Source organism: Pseudomonas putida S13.1.2, assembly GCF_000498395.2.
GTDB classification, from domain to species: domain Bacteria; phylum Pseudomonadota; class Gammaproteobacteria; order Pseudomonadales; family Pseudomonadaceae; genus Aquipseudomonas; species Aquipseudomonas putida_Q.
The window spans coordinates 5539422-5553950 of the sequence record NZ_CP010979.1; the positions used below are offsets into that span (position 1 = coordinate 5539422).

Genomic DNA, 14529 nt, shown 5'->3' on the forward strand with positions numbered 1-14529 from the left:
GGGCATCAACCTTGAAAGCGGCGCGGTCAATGTGGGAGCTGGCTTGCCGGCGATTGGGCCGCACAGCGGCCCCTGAACGCTATATATTCACATCAATAAAAAGCCATTAAGGATAAGAAGGCGTGTTGGCAACATCCTTGGTGCTGGTCGCCGCCTTGCTGCATGCGACCTGGAATACGCTGATCAAATTCAGCGGCGAGCGCTTGCTGGTGATCGCCAGCATGGACACGGTGGCCCTGGTGTTCGCGGTGCTGGCGGTATCCTTCGTCGATGTGCCGCCAGCTGAAATATGGCCCTGGTTGATAGCCTCAGCGTTGGCCGAGCAGCTGTACCGCTACCTGCTGATAAAAGCCTACCAAGTGGGCGACCTGGGGCTGGTCTATCCTCTGATGCGCGGGCTGTCGCCGCTGGTGGTGCTGGGGCTGACCCTGGCCTTTGCCGGGGAGTCGCTGAGCCAGCAGCAGATCATCGGTATCCTGTTGATCCCCTGTGGAATGGCCTGCCTGTTGTGGCAGGGCGGCGGCGGTGACCGGCTGCCCTGGTCGATGTTGCCTGTGGTTGCGTTGATTGGCCTGTGCATTGGTTGCTACACCTGGTTCGACGGCCAGGCCGTGCGACTGTGGGGCAAACCGTGGGATTACCTGGTGTGGCTGACCCTGCTCAGTGCTTGGCAATTTCCGTTGTTGGCTGGCATAGCGCGGCGGGCGCCGTTTGTACTGTTCTGGCGTACCCAATGGCGGCTCGGGCTGGCGGTAGGGTTCTGCGTATTGTTCAGCTATGCCCTGGTGTTGTGGGCCATGCACCTGGGGTCGGTGGCCGAGGCTGCCGCGTTGCGGGAGTTGAGCGTGATCCTGGTGGTGCTGCTGGGTATGCGCTACCTCAAAGAACCTTTTGGCGGGCCGAGACTCCTAGCTTGCGGGCTGGTCCTGGCAGGCATGCTGGTGATGAAGCTCTAACCCATTTTCGAACAAGGAGTCTGAGCATGACCGTTGCCCTATGGTGCATCCTGATCGCGCTGCTGCTGAACCCGCTGTGTGCCTTGATCGCCAAGGTGGCCAGCGGCCGGTTCGGCCTCAAGGACAATCACGACCCGCGAGCCTTCCTTGATACCTTGTCGGGCTTGCCGCGGCGTGCCCATGCTGCGCAGCAGAATGGCTACGAGGCATTCCCGGCATTTGCTGCGGCGGTGCTGGTGGCGGATATCGTCGGCAACGCCGAGCAGGTGACGCAGGATGTGCTGGGGGTGATGTACATCACCAGCCGCTTGCTTTACATCATCTGCTACCTGGCCGACTGGGCTGCCTTGCGCTCGCTGGTGTGGTTTGCCGGGTTGGCGCTGATCGTGTCGTTCTTCGTGGTTTCCGTCTGAAACCGCGTTGCCTTCTTCGCGGGCTGGCCCGCTCCCACAGGTACAACACAGCCCTTGAGTACTGTGGTGTACCTGTGGGAGCGGGCAAGCCCGCGAAGAATCCACCGCCGATCAAGGTACCTTAGGTACCTCAGGTAGTGGCTGGCCTTTAGGCCAGAGCATCCAGATCTGCCCCTGCTGCTTCATGTTCCCCGCCAGCTCGCCGGCTTCCGGCCCGGTGCCCCAGAACAGGTCGGCACGCACTTCACCCGCAATCGCCCCACCAGTGTCCTGCGCGCCTACCGGGCGCACCACTGGCGACCCGTCGGGGCGCGTGGTGGAAAGCCACAACAGGCTGCCCAGCGGAATCACCTTGCGGTCGATGGCCACGCTGTAGCCGGCGGTGAGCGGTACGTTCAACGAGCCGCGCGGGCCTTCATTACTGTCTGGGCGAGTGCTGAAGAACACGTAGCTAGGGTTGCTGGCCAGCAGTTCCGGGACACGCTGCGGATTGGCCTGGGCCCAGGCATGAATGGCACCCATGCTCACTTCTTCTTTTTTCAGCTGGCCCTGCTCCACCAGCCAGCGGCCGATTGGCCGGTAGGGGTGGCCATTCTGATCTGCGTAGCCAAGGCGCAACTGACGGCCGTCTTCCAGTTGTACCCGGCCAGAACCCTGGATTTGCAGGAATTGCAGGTCCATCGGGTCCGTCAGCCAGGCCAGCACCGGTGCCTTGACGCCGTTGCGGTTGATCACTTCGGCAGTGTCGTAGGGCTTGAGCACCCGGCCATCAAGCCGACCGCGCAGGCGTTTACCCTTGAGTTCGGGGTACACGCTGGCCAGGTCGACCACGATCATGTCATCAGGGATGCCGTAGACCGCCACATGGTTGGTCGCCGATTGGCTCAGGCTGCCGGGGTAGACCGGCTCGTAGTATCCGGTAATCAGGCCGTTGGCATTGTTATCGGCGGAGCGCAGGCCGTATACCTGCAGGTTCTGTTCAAGGAAGGTACGGACCTGGGCGGCGCTCGCCGTGTCGCTGCCGGCCGCTTCGCAGGTGGCGGCCCACACTGGGTCGCGCTTGAGCTTTTCACAGCCGCTGCGCCAGGCGTAGAAACCGGCCAGCAGGTCTTCGTCGCTGACCGCGGGCAGGTCTTGCCATGTGGCCGGGGCATAGGTGGCAATGGCGTGGGGCTCGGGCTTGGCGTTCTCGCCGCCGTTGCAGCCGGCCAGCAAGGCCAGCACCGGGAGTGTCCAGGCCAGGTGGCGCAAGGCAGATGTCATGTGTGCATTCCTGTCATGGGCGAACATGAAGATTCGCCCCTGTTTTTTATGTGGCTATTGGTGTTTGGCCCTTGGGCGGTGATACTGGCCGCCCATTTGCGTAGGCCGAAGTGAGCGTGATGTTGAAGCGATTGACCGTTGTTCTGCTGGCAGCCCTGGCCCTGAGTGGTTGTGACCGGGTTGACCCCAACTCGCCGCTGGGCAAGCGCAAGGTAATCTTCAAGGACATGCTCAACACCAGCGAAGACCTGGGCGGTATGCTGCGCGGCCGGTTGCCGTTCGACGGGCTGAAGTTTGCCGACGGTGCGCTGAAGCTGGACAACCTTTCGCACCAGCCCTGGCAGCATTTTCCGCAAGTGCGCGATGGCGGTGATAGCGCCGCGCGCGCAGAGGTGTGGGAGCGGCAGGCGCGCTTTCATGACCTGGCCCGGCAGCTGGAAAGCGTCACCGGCGAGCTGGTCGATGTCAGCCGCACCCAGCCGCTGGATGCTGCGCAATTGAAAGCGCCGATGGACAAGGTCGAAGCAGCGTGCAAGGCGTGCCATACCGAGTTTCGTAATCATTGATGGCCTGCTGTGGCCTCATCGCCGGCAAGCCAGCTCCCACAGGTACTGCGCAGTAATTGAAGGCAGTGTGATACCTGTGGGAGCTGGCTTGCCGGCGATGAGGCCAGTAAGGGCAACGCGAATCGCTGTCAGCGATCCAGATCGTCCACGGCTTCCTGCAGCTCTTTGCGCGACTCGGCAAGCTTGTCCTTGCGCTTGTTGATCTTCTCCGCGTCGCCTTTTTTCTCGGCTTTCTTCAGGTCTTTTTCCCGCTGCGCCACTTCGTGACGTGCATCCAGCACCTTCTGCTCTCGCTCTTTGCGCAGGCTCGCGTCGGTGCAGTTGTCCACGCCACGCAGTGCTTCCTCCAGCCCTGCGACCTGGCCGCTATTGCCGTGGTCGCGGGCAATTTTCAGCTGGTTCTCGATGGCGCTGCGCTTGGCGGCGCAGCCGGTCAGGCCTGGGTCTGGCTGGGCGGCTTGCACGGCACCTGCAGCCAAACCGAGTGATGCGAGCAGGAAAAGAGTCGAAATGCGTTTCATGAAAAGCCTCCTGAACGGGGCGGGGCAGCAAAAGTTGGTGGAAATCCTGCCTTGGTTTTGCCCATTTAGGAACCCTTGGTGGGGTTTTCCGCTTGAATCTCGGGTTTTCCTACAAGCTAAATGGTAAAAAATCATTGCTCAATGCGCTGGGGCGTAGCGGGGAACCCCTCTATGCCGGTTTTCGCCAACCGTGCAGCAATGGCTTGCACCTCAGGGGCCGCGAAGAAATCCACAAGTTGGCGCGAGCGTTTTGTGCCGATGCCGGGCACGGTTTGCCATTGCCCGGTACTGCGCGAAGCCAGCTCTGGCCAGTCACCCGTCAGTTGTAGATGCTTGCCGACGGGCGCGCCAATGCCGCGCAGCCACTGATCGAAGGGGCGTGAGCGCGCTTGGTCGAAACTGCCCAGCAGCTGTGCCGCCGCCAGGCTGCTTATGCCGGGGACCTGCTGCAGGCGCTCGGCATCGAGATGCAGCCAATCGGTCATTGACGTTACCAGGCCAGCTTCGACCAGCCGGCGCCATGTCCCGGGCCCGGTGCGCGGCAAGGCCAGGCCGTGTTTCCCGCCAAGCCAGGTGAGCCGGGCAATGAATTGTTCCTCACAGGCCTCGCTGGCCTGCCAGCAGCTGTGCGCGTGATGCTGCTCGGGAGCAGGCGCGGCCAGGGTTTGGCGCTCGACAGCGCGGTGCGCGACGTGATCGAGCCGTGGAATGGTCAGCCCGGCAAGGCTGATGGCCACCTGGTCGCCGGGGCCGATATCCAGGGCTTGCCAGCGCGCCAGCGAGCCAAGGCTTACCTGGGTAATGCGCCTGTCGTCGAGGGTTACCGGCTGCACATGCACAACGGGCGTGACCTTGCCGGTGCGGCCAACCCGAAAGCGCACGTCGCGTACTTCGGCCAAGGCTTGCACATAAGGGTATTTCCAGGCTGCGATCCAGTACGGCGCCTTGGCTTGCCAGCGCTCGGCGGGCGGCCGGCTGCCCTGGCGCAGGATCACGCCGTCGGTGGCGAAGGGCAGGGGAGAGCGATACCAGTGCTCGCGCCAGTGGGCTGCATCTTCCAGCGTGTCGATGGCGATGCTGTAACGTTGGCTGTCGGGGAAACCCAGTTGTTCCAGTTGTGCGAGGCGTTCGGCCTGTTGGTCAGGGCCTTGCGGCCAGCCCCACACGAACAGGCCGATAGTGTTCCCTTGCTCGGCGGTCATTTGCTTGCGTGCGAGCAGCCCGGCTACGGTGCCGCGGGCGTTGGCGCTGCCTGCCTGGGCTTGTACGTGTTCGGTCAGGCGCAGATACAGTTCACCTTGCAAGTGCAGGTCAACCGGCGTGGACAATTGTCGGGTGATTGCGCCGAGTTGTGGGATGTGTCGGCTCCAGTCATGGCCGTGTACCCCGTCACCCCGGCTGGTCAGCTGTACCAATCGGCCCCGCTGATAAGTGAGGGAAACTGCAACACCGTCGACCTTGGGCTGTACCCACACGCCGGTCTTGCCGGTGAGCCATCGCCCCACGGCCTGGCGGTCTGCCAGCTTGTCGACGCCGGTATGCGGCACCGGGTGGGGGACCGGGCCGCGAGCGCTGGTCAGGGGGGAGGGGCTGCTGCCAACCGCGAAGCATTGCTGCAGGTGATTCAGGCGCTCGCGGCTTTGGTCGTACAGTTCATCGGCGACCAGGGCAAGCCCCTGGCGATGGTAGTGCTCGTCCCATCGGGCAAGCGTGGCGCGCAGTTGCGCAACTTCGGCCTCTGCCTGTTGCGGCTTCCAGTCGGGGCATGAGGTGGCGCTGGCCAGAGGGGTGTGTAGCGCAAACAGCAGGACAAGCAGCAGCTGGTACGGCATGGCCAGCATCCTTGCATGGCGGGTGGGTCCCCAAGCCTAGGCAGGTTCGCAGGCGCTTGCCGCCGCGCGATTGTCAGCCGATATGTCACAAAAAAGCCCCTGCCGATTCCTCGGCAGGGGCTTTCGCCTGGTGCTGTAGGAAACTTACAGGCCGGCAGCGTCACGCAACGACTGGGCGCGGTCGGTGCGCTCCCAGGTGAAGGTGGTGAAGGTGTCGTCGCCGACAGTCTTCTGCTGCGGGGTGCGGCCGAAGTGGCCGTAAGCAGCGGTTTCCTGGTACATCGGGTGCAGCAGGTCAAGCATGGTGGTAATCGCGTACGGACGCAGGTCGAAGCACTCGCGCACCAGCTGGATGATCTTGTCGTCGGAGACCTTGCCGGTACCGAAGGTGTTGATCGAAATGGAGGTCGGCTGGGCCACGCCAATGGCGTACGACACCTGGATCTCGCAACGCTCGGCCAGGCCGGCGGCAACGATGTTCTTGGCTACGTAGCGGCCGGCATAGGCGGCGGAGCGGTCGACCTTGGACGGGTCCTTGCCGGAGAACGCACCACCACCGTGGCGGGCCATGCCGCCGTAGGAGTCAACGATGATCTTGCGGCCGGTCAGGCCACAGTCACCCACCGGGCCACCGATGATGAAGTTGCCGGTCGGGTTGATGTGGTACTGGGTGCCCTTGTGCAGCAGCTCGGCAGGCAGGGTGTGCTTGACGATCAGCTCCATCACGGCTTCTTGCAGGTCTTTCTGCGAAACTTCCGGGTTGTGCTGGGTCGACAATACCACCGCGTCGATACCGACCACCTTGCCGTTTTCGTAGCGGCAGGTGACCTGCGACTTGGCATCCGGGCGCAGCCACGGCAGCAGGCCGGACTTGCGCGCTTCGGCCTGGCGCTCGACCAGACGGTGCGAGAAGCAGATTGGTGCCGGCATCAGTACTTCGGTTTCGTTGCTGGCATAGCCGAACATCAGGCCCTGGTCACCGGCGCCCTGGTCTTCTGGCTTGGAGCGGTCCACGCCCTGGGCGATGTCCACCGACTGCTTGCCGATGATGTTCATCACGGCGCAGGTGGCGCCGTCGAAGCCGACGTCGGAGCTGTTGTAGCCGATGTCGATGATCACCTTGCGCACCAGGTCTTCCAGGTCGACCCAGGCCGAGGTGCTGACTTCGCCGGCGATGATGGCGACACCGGTCTTGACCAGGGTTTCGCACGCTACGCGGGCGTATTTGTCCTGGGCGATGATGGCATCAAGGACGGCGTCCGAAATCTGGTCGGCGATCTTGTCCGGATGCCCTTCGGACACGGACTCGGAGGTGAAAAGGGAGTATTCGCTCATCTCGAAGGTTCCTGAAATTTACCGATGGTGTATGTCGCCAGCCGTCCGCTGGAAGTGGCGGACCTGGATCTGGAAACCGTTACGCAAGCCCACGTACAGGCTGTCCCCATGGGCCAGCCCGGCAGCGTTGGCCCAGCGGGCCAGGTCGTCCTGTTCAAAGCCAAGCCACAGGTCGCCGCAGGCGTCCCGCGCCCACCCCTGGTCATGGCTGCACAATTCGGTGACCAGCAGGCTGCCGCCTGCCTTCACCCGTTTGGCCAACTGGCTCAAGGCCAGGGCCGGGTCGCTGAAATGGTGCAGCACCATGTTCAGCACAACGCAGTCGGCGGCCACATCCGTTGCACCCAGTGCATCGGCCAACTGCAGGTTCACGTTGTCGAGCCCCTCGCGCTGGCACACCTGGCGCGCCAGTTCGAGCATGGTCGGGCTGTTGTCCAGGGCGGTGACCTGGGCGAAGCGCCGGGCCAGGTCGGGGAGGAAGCCGCCGTCACCGGGGCCGACCTCCAGGGCGCTGGCGGCCGGGTCGAAATGCAGTTTGTCGAGCAGCGCCAGCAGGCTTTCGCGGTACTGCGGCAGGCCGGCGATCAGGTCTTGCTGGGCGCGAAACTTCTCTTCCACGCGCAGGAAGAAGTCCTGGCTTGTGGCCGCGCGGCGTTGTTGCACCTGGGCGATCCGCGCCTGCACGGCCGGCGGCAGGGCCAGGTCGTCGACTTCTTCGAGCAGCGCCGCATGCAGCCGACCACCCAGGCGCAGGCTGTCGGGCAGTGCGCGGCGATAGAAGATGGCGTTACCTTCGCGGCGAGTTGCCACCAGCTCGGCCTGGGCCAGCACCTTCAGGTGGTGGCTCATGCCCGACTGGCCGATGTCGAAGATCTGCGCCAGCTCCAGCACGCCGAACGAGTCGTTGGCCAGGGCGCGCAATACGTTCAGGCGCAGCGCGTCGCCACTGGCTTTGCACAGGGCTGCCAATGCTTCACGTTGCTCGGGGATCGATTGCGCGCGCAGGTTCATGGGGCGGCAGTCTAGACAGGCATCGATGCCCTAGCAAGGCCAATATCAAAAAGTTTTGATATTGGGTGATGGGCGGGGCGGGTAACCCGGTTTTGCCCCGAATTGAATGCCAATCACAGGAAAATCCCCCGACTGCGACCATACGTCATTGCCCCAAAGCCCCCCAGTGGGCGAAAATGGCCGCCTTTTTCGTAACACCACCTATTCAAGACCCCAGGAGATCAGCGATGCCCAGCCGTCGTGAACGTGCCAACGCCATTCGTGCCCTCAGCATGGATGCCGTGCAAAAGGCCAACAGCGGCCACCCAGGTGCCCCGATGGGCATGGCGGATATCGCCGAAGTGCTCTGGCGCGACTATCTGAAGCACAACCCGAGCAACCCGAGCTTTGCCGACCGTGACCGCTTCGTGCTGTCCAACGGCCACGGCTCGATGCTGATCTACTCGCTGCTGCACCTGACCGGCTACGACGTCACCATCGATGACCTCAAATCGTTCCGCCAGCTGCACAGCCGTACCCCGGGCCACCCGGAGTTCGGCTACACCCCGGGTGTCGAGACCACCACCGGCCCGCTGGGCCAAGGCCTGGCCAACGCCGTGGGCTTTGCCCTGGCGGAGAAAGTACTGGGTGCCCAGTTCAACCGTGAAGGCCACAACGTCGTCGACCACAACACCTACGTGTTCCTGGGCGACGGCTGCATGATGGAAGGCATCTCCCATGAAGTCGCCTCGCTGGCCGGCACCCTGGGCCTGAACAAGCTGGTTGCCTTCTATGACGACAACGGCATTTCCATCGACGGTGAAGTGGAAGGTTGGTTCACCGACGACACGCCGAAGCGTTTCGAGTCCTACAACTGGCTGGTGATCCGCAACGTCAATGGCCACGACGCCGACGAGATCCGTACCGCCATCGACACCGCCCGCAAGAGCGACCGTCCGACCCTGATCTGCTGCAAGACCATCATCGGTTTCGGTTCGCCGAACAAGCAGGGCAAGGAAGACTGCCACGGTGCCCCGCTGGGTAACGACGAAATCGCCCTGGCGCGCAAGGAACTGAACTGGAACCACGGTCCGTTCGAAGTCCCTGCCGACATCTACGCCGAGTGGGATGCCAAGCAAGCCGGCGCCAAGGCCGAAGCCGAATGGAACCAGCGTTTCGACGCCTATGCCGCTGCCTTCCCGGAGCTGGCCAGCGAGCTCAAGCGCCGCCTGAACGGTGAGCTGCCAGCCGACTTCGCAGAAAAAGCCGCTGCCTATATTGCTGAAGTCGCGGCCAAGGGCGAGACCATTGCCAGCCGCAAGGCCAGCCAGAACACCCTGAACGCCTTCGGCCCGCTGCTGCCGGAACTGCTGGGCGGCTCGGCCGACCTGGCCGGCTCCAACCTGACCCTGTGGAAAGGTTGCAAGGGCGTCAGCCATGAAGATGCCAATGGCAACTACATGTACTACGGCGTGCGCGAGTTTGGCATGACCGCGATCATGAACGGCGTTGCCTTGCACGGCGGCCTGGTGCCTTACGGCGCGACTTTCCTGATGTTCATGGAATACGCCCGCAACGCCGTGCGCATGTCTGCCCTGATGAAGCAGCGCGTGATCCACGTCTACACCCACGATTCCATCGGCCTGGGCGAAGACGGCCCGACTCACCAGCCGATCGAGCAGCTGGCCAGCCTGCGCAGCACGCCGAACCTGGACACCTGGCGCCCGGCCGACGCGGTGGAATCCGCCGTGTCCTGGAAGCACGCCCTGGAGCGCAAGGACGGCCCGTCGGCGCTGATCTTCTCGCGTCAGAACCTGCAGCATCAGGTGCGCAGCGATGCGCAGATCGCCGACATCGCCCGTGGCGGCTACGTGCTCAAGGACAGCGCTGGCGAGCCTGAGCTGATCCTGATCGCCACCGGTTCCGAAGTGGGCCTGGCCGTTCAGGCCTTCGACAAACTGACCGAGCAAGGCCGCAAGGTGCGTGTCGTGTCGATGCCGAGCACCAGCGTGTTCGACGCGCAGGACGCTGCCTACAAGCAGTCCGTGCTGCCGTTGGAAGTGGGTGCGCGCATCGCCATCGAAGCTGCCCACGCCGACTTCTGGTACAAGTACGTCGGCCTGGAAGGTCGTATCATTGGCATGACCACCTACGGTGAGTCGGCCCCGGCCTCTGCACTGTTCGAAGAGTTCGGCTTCACCCTGGATAACATCCTCGGTACTGCCGAAGAGCTGCTGGAAGACTGATGTAACAATGGAGGGCAGTGACGCCCTCCAGGTCGTGCAAGGGGAGGGCTTCGCCCTCCATCGCGACGCAAGGCCGCTCCTACAGGTACCACGCAACCCCGATGTTGCCGCGGTATCTGTAGGAGCGGCCTTGTGTCGCGATGGCCGCAACGCGGCCCCAAAAGCCATCATGCGTTAGCGAGCCAACGAATGCCCCACCCGCGTCCCTACAAAGTTGCACTCAACGGTTATGGCCGCATCGGCCGCTGTGTCCTGCGCGCGCTGTTCGAGCGGGGGGCAAAGGCGGGTTTCGAGATCGTCGCGCTGAACGACCTGGCCGACCAGGCCAGCCTTGAGTACCTGACACGCTTCGACTCCACTCACGGGCGTTTCCCCGGCGAGGTGAGGGTCGATGGTGACTGTCTGCATATCAATGGCGACTGCGTGAAGGTAATGCGCAGTGCCACCCCCGAAGGCATCGACTGGGCTGCGCTGGACATCGACTTGGTGCTGGAGTGCTCCGGTGCTTACAACACTCGTGCCGATGGCCAGCGCTTCCTCGACGCCGGTGCACCCAGGGTGCTGTTCTCGCAGCCCATGGCCAGCGAGGCCGATGTTGACGCCACGGTGGTTTACGGCATCAACCAGGCCTGCCTGACCGGCAGCGAGCGCCTGGTGTCCAATGCCTCGTGCACCACCAACTGTGGCGTGCCGCTGCTGCGTGTACTGGACCAGGCGTTCGGCATCGAATACGTGCAGATCACCACCATCCACTCGGCGATGAACGACCAGCCGGTAATCGACGCCTACCACCACGAAGACCTGCGCCGCACGCGTTCGGCCTTTCAGTCGGTGATCCCGGTGTCCACTGGTCTGGCACGTGGCATCGAGCGCCTGCTCCCGGAACTTGCCGGGCGAATCCAGGCCAAAGCGGTACGTGTACCGACCGTCAATGTCTCGTGCCTGGACATCACCCTGCAGACCGCCCGCGACACCAGCGCGGCCGAGGTCAACCGGGTGTTGCGCGAGGCTGCGCTGGAAGGCCCGCTGAAAGGCTTGCTGGCCTACACCGAGCTGCCGCACGCCAGCTGTGATTTCAACCATGACCCGCATTCGGCGATTGTCGATGCCAGCCAGACCCGCGTTTCCGGCCCCCGGCTGGTGAACCTGCTGGCCTGGTTCGACAACGAATGGGGTTTTGCCAACCGTATGCTCGACGTTGCCGAACACTTTCTGCACGTCGTTCACCCAACCCGCAACAAACAGCCCTGAAGGACTGCATTCATGACCGTGTTGAAGATGACCGACCTCGACCTGCAAGGTAAGCGCGTACTGATCCGCGAAGACCTCAACGTGCCTGTGAAGGACGGTGTGGTAACCAGCGACGCGCGTATCCTGGCAGCGCTGCCGACCATCAAGCTGGCGCTGGAGAAGGGCGCGGCGGTAATGGTCTGCTCGCACCTGGGCCGCCCGACCGAAGGCGAATTCTCTGCCGAGAACAGCCTCAAGCCGGTTGCCGACTACCTGAGCAAGGCCCTGGGCCGTGATGTGCCGCTGGTTGCCGACTACCTGGACGGTGTCGCGGTTCAGGCCGGTGAGCTGGTGCTGTTCGAGAACGTGCGCTTCAACAAGGGCGAGAAAAAGAACGCCGACGAGCTGGCGCAGAAGTACGCTGCCCTGTGCGATGTGTTCGTCATGGACGCTTTCGGCACCGCTCACCGCGCCGAAGGTTCGACCCACGGTGTGGCCAAGTTCGCCAAGGTTGCCGCTGCCGGCCCGCTGCTGGCGGCTGAGCTGGATGCCCTGGGCAAGGCGCTGAAAGCCCCGGCCAAGCCAATGGCGGCCATCGTTGCCGGCTCCAAGGTGTCCACCAAGCTGGATGTGCTGAACAGCCTGAGCAGTGTGTGCGACCAGCTGATCGTTGGTGGTGGTATTGCCAACACCTTCCTGGCCGCTGCTGGCCACCCGGTGGGCAAGTCGCTGTACGAGCCTGACCTGGTCGACACCGCCAAGGCCATCGCCGCCAAGGTCAGCGTGCCGCTGCCAGTCGACGTAGTGGTTGCCAAGGAGTTCGCCGAAACTGCCGAAGCCACCGTCAAGGCCATTGCCGACGTTGCTGCTGACGACATGATCCTGGACATCGGCCCGCAAACCGCAGCCAACTTCGCCGAGCTGCTGAAGTCGTCGCAGACCATCCTGTGGAACGGCCCGGTTGGCGTGTTCGAGTTCGACCAGTTCGGCAACGGCACCAAGGTACTGGCCAAAGCCATTGCCGACAGCGCAGCGTTCTCCATCGCCGGTGGCGGTGACACCCTGGCCGCCATCGACAAATATGGCGTCAGCAAGGAAATCTCCTACATTTCTACCGGTGGTGGTGCCTTCCTCGAGTTCGTCGAGGGCAAGGTCCTGCCAGCGGTGGCAATCTTGGAAGAGCGGGCCAAGGCCTGATGACGTCGGCGCTTGGCAAAGGGAGTGGCCTGATGGTCAAGCAATTGCCTGTGATGATACTGGCGGGCCTGCTGAGCGCCTGCTCCGGCAGCCCGGCCTCGGATGGCGACCCGGCGCACCCGCCCAAGGGTGGTTGCTACCAGTCCGAGTGGCAGGCCGAAACCGTGCCGGTCATCAGCAAGCGCGTGGGCCCGGAAGGCCTGGAAAAGTACGACGAAGACCACCAGCGCAAGGCGCCGGGTTGCCCTTGATCGGGTGAGAGGCAACCTGAAGGTTGATTTGTGGTCTTGAAGAAGGGGCCGCTGTGCAGCTCTTCGCGGGCTCGCCCGCTCCCACAGGTACAGTGCGTTCTCTGTGGGAGCGGGCAAGCCCGCGAAGAGCTGCACGGCAGCCCCAAATCGAGGAAACTGAATGAAAGCGCTTTTGGCCGTAACGGCCCTGGCGACACTGGCAGGATGCTCACTGCTGCAGCCGGCGCAACCCGCCCCGGCAGACGACTGGACCCGTTGGGTCTGCGATACCCAGGCCGAAGTGCTGTGGCGCTTCGCCGATGCACAACGCGACCAGGTCGACGTGCGCCTTGGCGGCGGTGACCAGGTCTACCGGCTCAAGTCCGAGCCGGGTGCTTCGGGCGCGCTGTACAGCGATGGCATGTTGGCCTTCCACACCAAGGGCGAAGAAGGCCTGGTGTACTGGGTAGCAACCAACGATCTGATTGGGCGGGGCTGCAAGGCACCGTGACTGGCCGGGCCGCGTGAATGGCCCACACTACTTGAACAGCAACCGCCCCTGCGGCAGGCTTGCACGAAACAAACGACGCTTGTCGGGAGAGAGATACACAATGGCACTCATTAGCATGCGCCAGATGCTGGACCACGCCGCCGAGTTCGGTTACGGCGTACCAGCTTTCAACGTCAATAACCTCGAGCAGATGCGCGCCATCATGGAAGCGGCTGACAAGACCGACTCCCCGGTGATCGTCCAGGCCTCGGCCGGTGCCCGCAAATACGCGGGTGCCCCGTTCCTGCGTCACCTGATCCTGGCTGCCATCGAAGAATTCCCGCACATCCCGGTGTGCATGCACCAGGACCACGGCACCAGCCCTGATGTCTGCCAGCGCTCCATCCAGCTGGGCTTCAGCTCGGTGATGATGGACGGCTCGCTGGGTGAAGACGGCAAGACCCCGACCGACTACGAGTACAACGTCCGCGTTACTCAGCAGACCGTTGCCATGGCGCACGCCTGTGGCGTTTCGGTAGAAGGCGAGCTGGGCTGCCTGGGTTCGCTGGAAACCGGCATGGCCGGTGAAGAAGACGGCATCGGCGCCGAAGGCGTGCTGGACCACAGCCAGATGCTGACCGACCCGGAAGAAGCGGCCGACTTCGTCAAGAAGACCCAGGTCGACGCCCTGGCGATCGCCATCGGTACCAGCCACGGTGCCTACAAGTTCACCAAGCCGCCTACCGGTGACGTGCTGGCCATCGACCGCATCAAGGAAATCCACAAGCGCATCCCCAACACCCACCTGGTGATGCACGGTTCTTCCTCGGTCCCGCAAGAGTGGCTGGCGATCATTAACCAGTATGGCGGCGACATCAAGGAAACCTACGGTGTACCGGTCGAAGAGATCGTTGAAGGCATCAAGCACGGCGTGCGCAAGGTCAACATCGACACCGACCTGCGTCTGGCTTCCACCGGTGCAATGCGTCGCCTGATGGCGCAGAACCCGAGCGAGTTCGACCCACGCAAGTTCTTCGGTGAAACCGTCAAAGCCATGCGTGAAGTGTGCATCGCCCGTTACGAAGCCTTCGGCACTGCCGGTAATGCCTCGAAGATCAAGCCGATCTCCCTCGAAGGCATGTACCAGCGCTACCTGAAAGGTGAGCTGGCCGCCAAGGTCAACTGATTAACTGGCAGCAGTGAAAAACCCGCAGCGATGCGGGTTTTTTTATGGGTGGCAAAAAGCCGGAACATATTCCG

The 14529-nt window shown here is 63.2% G+C and carries 14 protein-coding genes; 9 read left to right on the top strand and 5 right to left on the bottom strand.

The window, feature by feature from the left end; translation table 11 throughout:
• Positions 1–122: 122 nt before the first annotated feature.
• Complete coding sequence (locus N805_RS24455) at positions 123–956, top strand: DMT family transporter (protein ID WP_019471540.1); 834 nt, start codon at positions 123–125, stop codon at positions 954–956.
• 26 nt (positions 957–982) lie between these two features.
• On the top strand, positions 983–1369 hold the full coding sequence (locus N805_RS24460; protein ID WP_019471539.1) for an MAPEG family protein: 387 nt from the start codon (positions 983–985) through the stop codon (positions 1367–1369).
• 111 nt (positions 1370–1480) lie between these two features.
• On the opposite strand, the gene N805_RS24465 is transcribed toward N805_RS24460, so the two are convergent.
• The gene (locus tag N805_RS24465) at positions 1481–2632 is read right to left on the bottom strand and encodes a murein transglycosylase A (protein ID WP_019471538.1); all 1152 of its coding nucleotides are present in this window, start codon (positions 2630–2632) and stop codon (positions 1481–1483) included.
• 119 nt (positions 2633–2751) lie between these two features.
• Between N805_RS24465 and N805_RS24470 the strand changes: the two genes are divergently transcribed.
• Complete coding sequence (locus tag N805_RS24470) at positions 2752–3198, top strand: c-type cytochrome (protein ID WP_019471537.1); 447 nt, start codon at positions 2752–2754, stop codon at positions 3196–3198.
• Positions 3199–3326: 128 nt separating this feature from the next.
• Here N805_RS24470 and N805_RS24475 read toward each other — a convergent pair whose 3' ends face one another.
• The 4 genes from N805_RS24475 to N805_RS24490 all read right to left on the bottom strand — a co-directional run bounded on the left by N805_RS24475 (position 3327) and on the right by N805_RS24490 (position 7897).
• The gene (locus N805_RS24475; RefSeq protein ID WP_019471536.1) at positions 3327–3719 is read right to left on the bottom strand and encodes a DUF1090 domain-containing protein; all 393 of its coding nucleotides are present in this window, start codon (positions 3717–3719) and stop codon (positions 3327–3329) included.
• A gap of 131 nt (positions 3720–3850) precedes the next feature.
• Positions 3851–5551 (bottom strand): NAD-dependent DNA ligase LigB, encoded by a 1701-nt coding sequence (gene ligB / locus N805_RS24480; RefSeq protein WP_019471535.1) that lies wholly within the window; start codon positions 5549–5551, stop codon positions 3851–3853.
• A gap of 144 nt (positions 5552–5695) precedes the next feature.
• Positions 5696–6886, bottom strand: coding sequence for a methionine adenosyltransferase (gene metK, locus N805_RS24485; RefSeq protein ID WP_019471534.1), 1191 nt, complete (start codon positions 6884–6886; stop codon positions 5696–5698).
• An 18-nt stretch (positions 6887–6904) separates the two neighbouring features.
• Complete coding sequence (locus N805_RS24490) at positions 6905–7897, bottom strand: ArsR/SmtB family transcription factor (protein WP_019471533.1); 993 nt, start codon at positions 7895–7897, stop codon at positions 6905–6907.
• Positions 7898–8124: 227 nt separating this feature from the next.
• On the opposite strand from N805_RS24490, the gene tkt reads away from it, so the two are divergent.
• The 6 genes from tkt to fba all read left to right on the top strand — a co-directional run bounded on the left by tkt (position 8125) and on the right by fba (position 14455).
• Positions 8125–10122 carry a transketolase gene (tkt, locus tag N805_RS24495; protein WP_019471532.1) on the top strand — a complete coding sequence of 666 codons (1998 nt, stop codon included), beginning with the start codon at positions 8125–8127 and terminating at the stop codon, positions 10120–10122.
• Positions 10123–10311: 189 nt separating this feature from the next.
• Positions 10312–11373 carry an erythrose-4-phosphate dehydrogenase gene (epd, locus tag N805_RS24500; protein WP_019471531.1) on the top strand — a complete coding sequence of 354 codons (1062 nt, stop codon included), beginning with the start codon at positions 10312–10314 and terminating at the stop codon, positions 11371–11373.
• Between the two features lie 12 nt (positions 11374–11385).
• Positions 11386–12549 (top strand): phosphoglycerate kinase, encoded by a 1164-nt coding sequence (locus N805_RS24505; protein WP_019471530.1) that lies wholly within the window; start codon positions 11386–11388, stop codon positions 12547–12549.
• Complete coding sequence (locus N805_RS24510) at positions 12549–12800, top strand: hypothetical protein (protein WP_019471529.1); 252 nt, start codon at positions 12549–12551, stop codon at positions 12798–12800. Before N805_RS24505 ends, N805_RS24510 begins: the two co-directional genes overlap by 1 nt.
• 160 nt (positions 12801–12960) lie before the next feature.
• Positions 12961–13290, top strand: coding sequence for an MliC family protein (locus tag N805_RS24515; protein WP_019473575.1), 330 nt, complete (start codon positions 12961–12963; stop codon positions 13288–13290).
• A gap of 100 nt (positions 13291–13390) precedes the next feature.
• Entirely contained in the window at positions 13391–14455 is a 1065-nt protein-coding gene (gene fba / locus N805_RS24520) for a class II fructose-bisphosphate aldolase (protein WP_019473576.1), read from the top strand.
• Positions 14456–14529: the final 74 nt, after the last annotated feature.

Coding starts and splice junctions, on each gene's coding strand:
- N805_RS24460 (WP_019471539.1), top strand. CDS start 983: ATGACCGTTGCCCTATGGTGCATCCTGATCGCGCTGCTGCTGAACCCG.
- N805_RS24465 (WP_019471538.1), bottom strand. CDS start 2,632: ATGACATCTGCCTTGCGCCACCTGGCCTGGACACTCCCGGTGCTGGCC.
- N805_RS24470 (WP_019471537.1), top strand. CDS start 2,752: ATGTTGAAGCGATTGACCGTTGTTCTGCTGGCAGCCCTGGCCCTGAGT.
- N805_RS24475 (WP_019471536.1), bottom strand. CDS start 3,719: ATGAAACGCATTTCGACTCTTTTCCTGCTCGCATCACTCGGTTTGGCT.
- ligB (WP_019471535.1), bottom strand. CDS start 5,551: ATGCCGTACCAGCTGCTGCTTGTCCTGCTGTTTGCGCTACACACCCCT.
- metK (WP_019471534.1), bottom strand. CDS start 6,886: ATGAGCGAATACTCCCTTTTCACCTCCGAGTCCGTGTCCGAAGGGCAT.
- N805_RS24490 (WP_019471533.1), bottom strand. CDS start 7,897: ATGAACCTGCGCGCGCAATCGATCCCCGAGCAACGTGAAGCATTGGCA.
- tkt (WP_019471532.1), top strand. CDS start 8,125: ATGCCCAGCCGTCGTGAACGTGCCAACGCCATTCGTGCCCTCAGCATG.
- epd (WP_019471531.1), top strand. CDS start 10,312: ATGCCCCACCCGCGTCCCTACAAAGTTGCACTCAACGGTTATGGCCGC.
- N805_RS24505 (WP_019471530.1), top strand. CDS start 11,386: ATGACCGTGTTGAAGATGACCGACCTCGACCTGCAAGGTAAGCGCGTA.
- N805_RS24510 (WP_019471529.1), top strand. CDS start 12,549: ATGACGTCGGCGCTTGGCAAAGGGAGTGGCCTGATGGTCAAGCAATTG.
- N805_RS24515 (WP_019473575.1), top strand. CDS start 12,961: ATGAAAGCGCTTTTGGCCGTAACGGCCCTGGCGACACTGGCAGGATGC.
- fba (WP_019473576.1), top strand. CDS start 13,391: ATGGCACTCATTAGCATGCGCCAGATGCTGGACCACGCCGCCGAGTTC.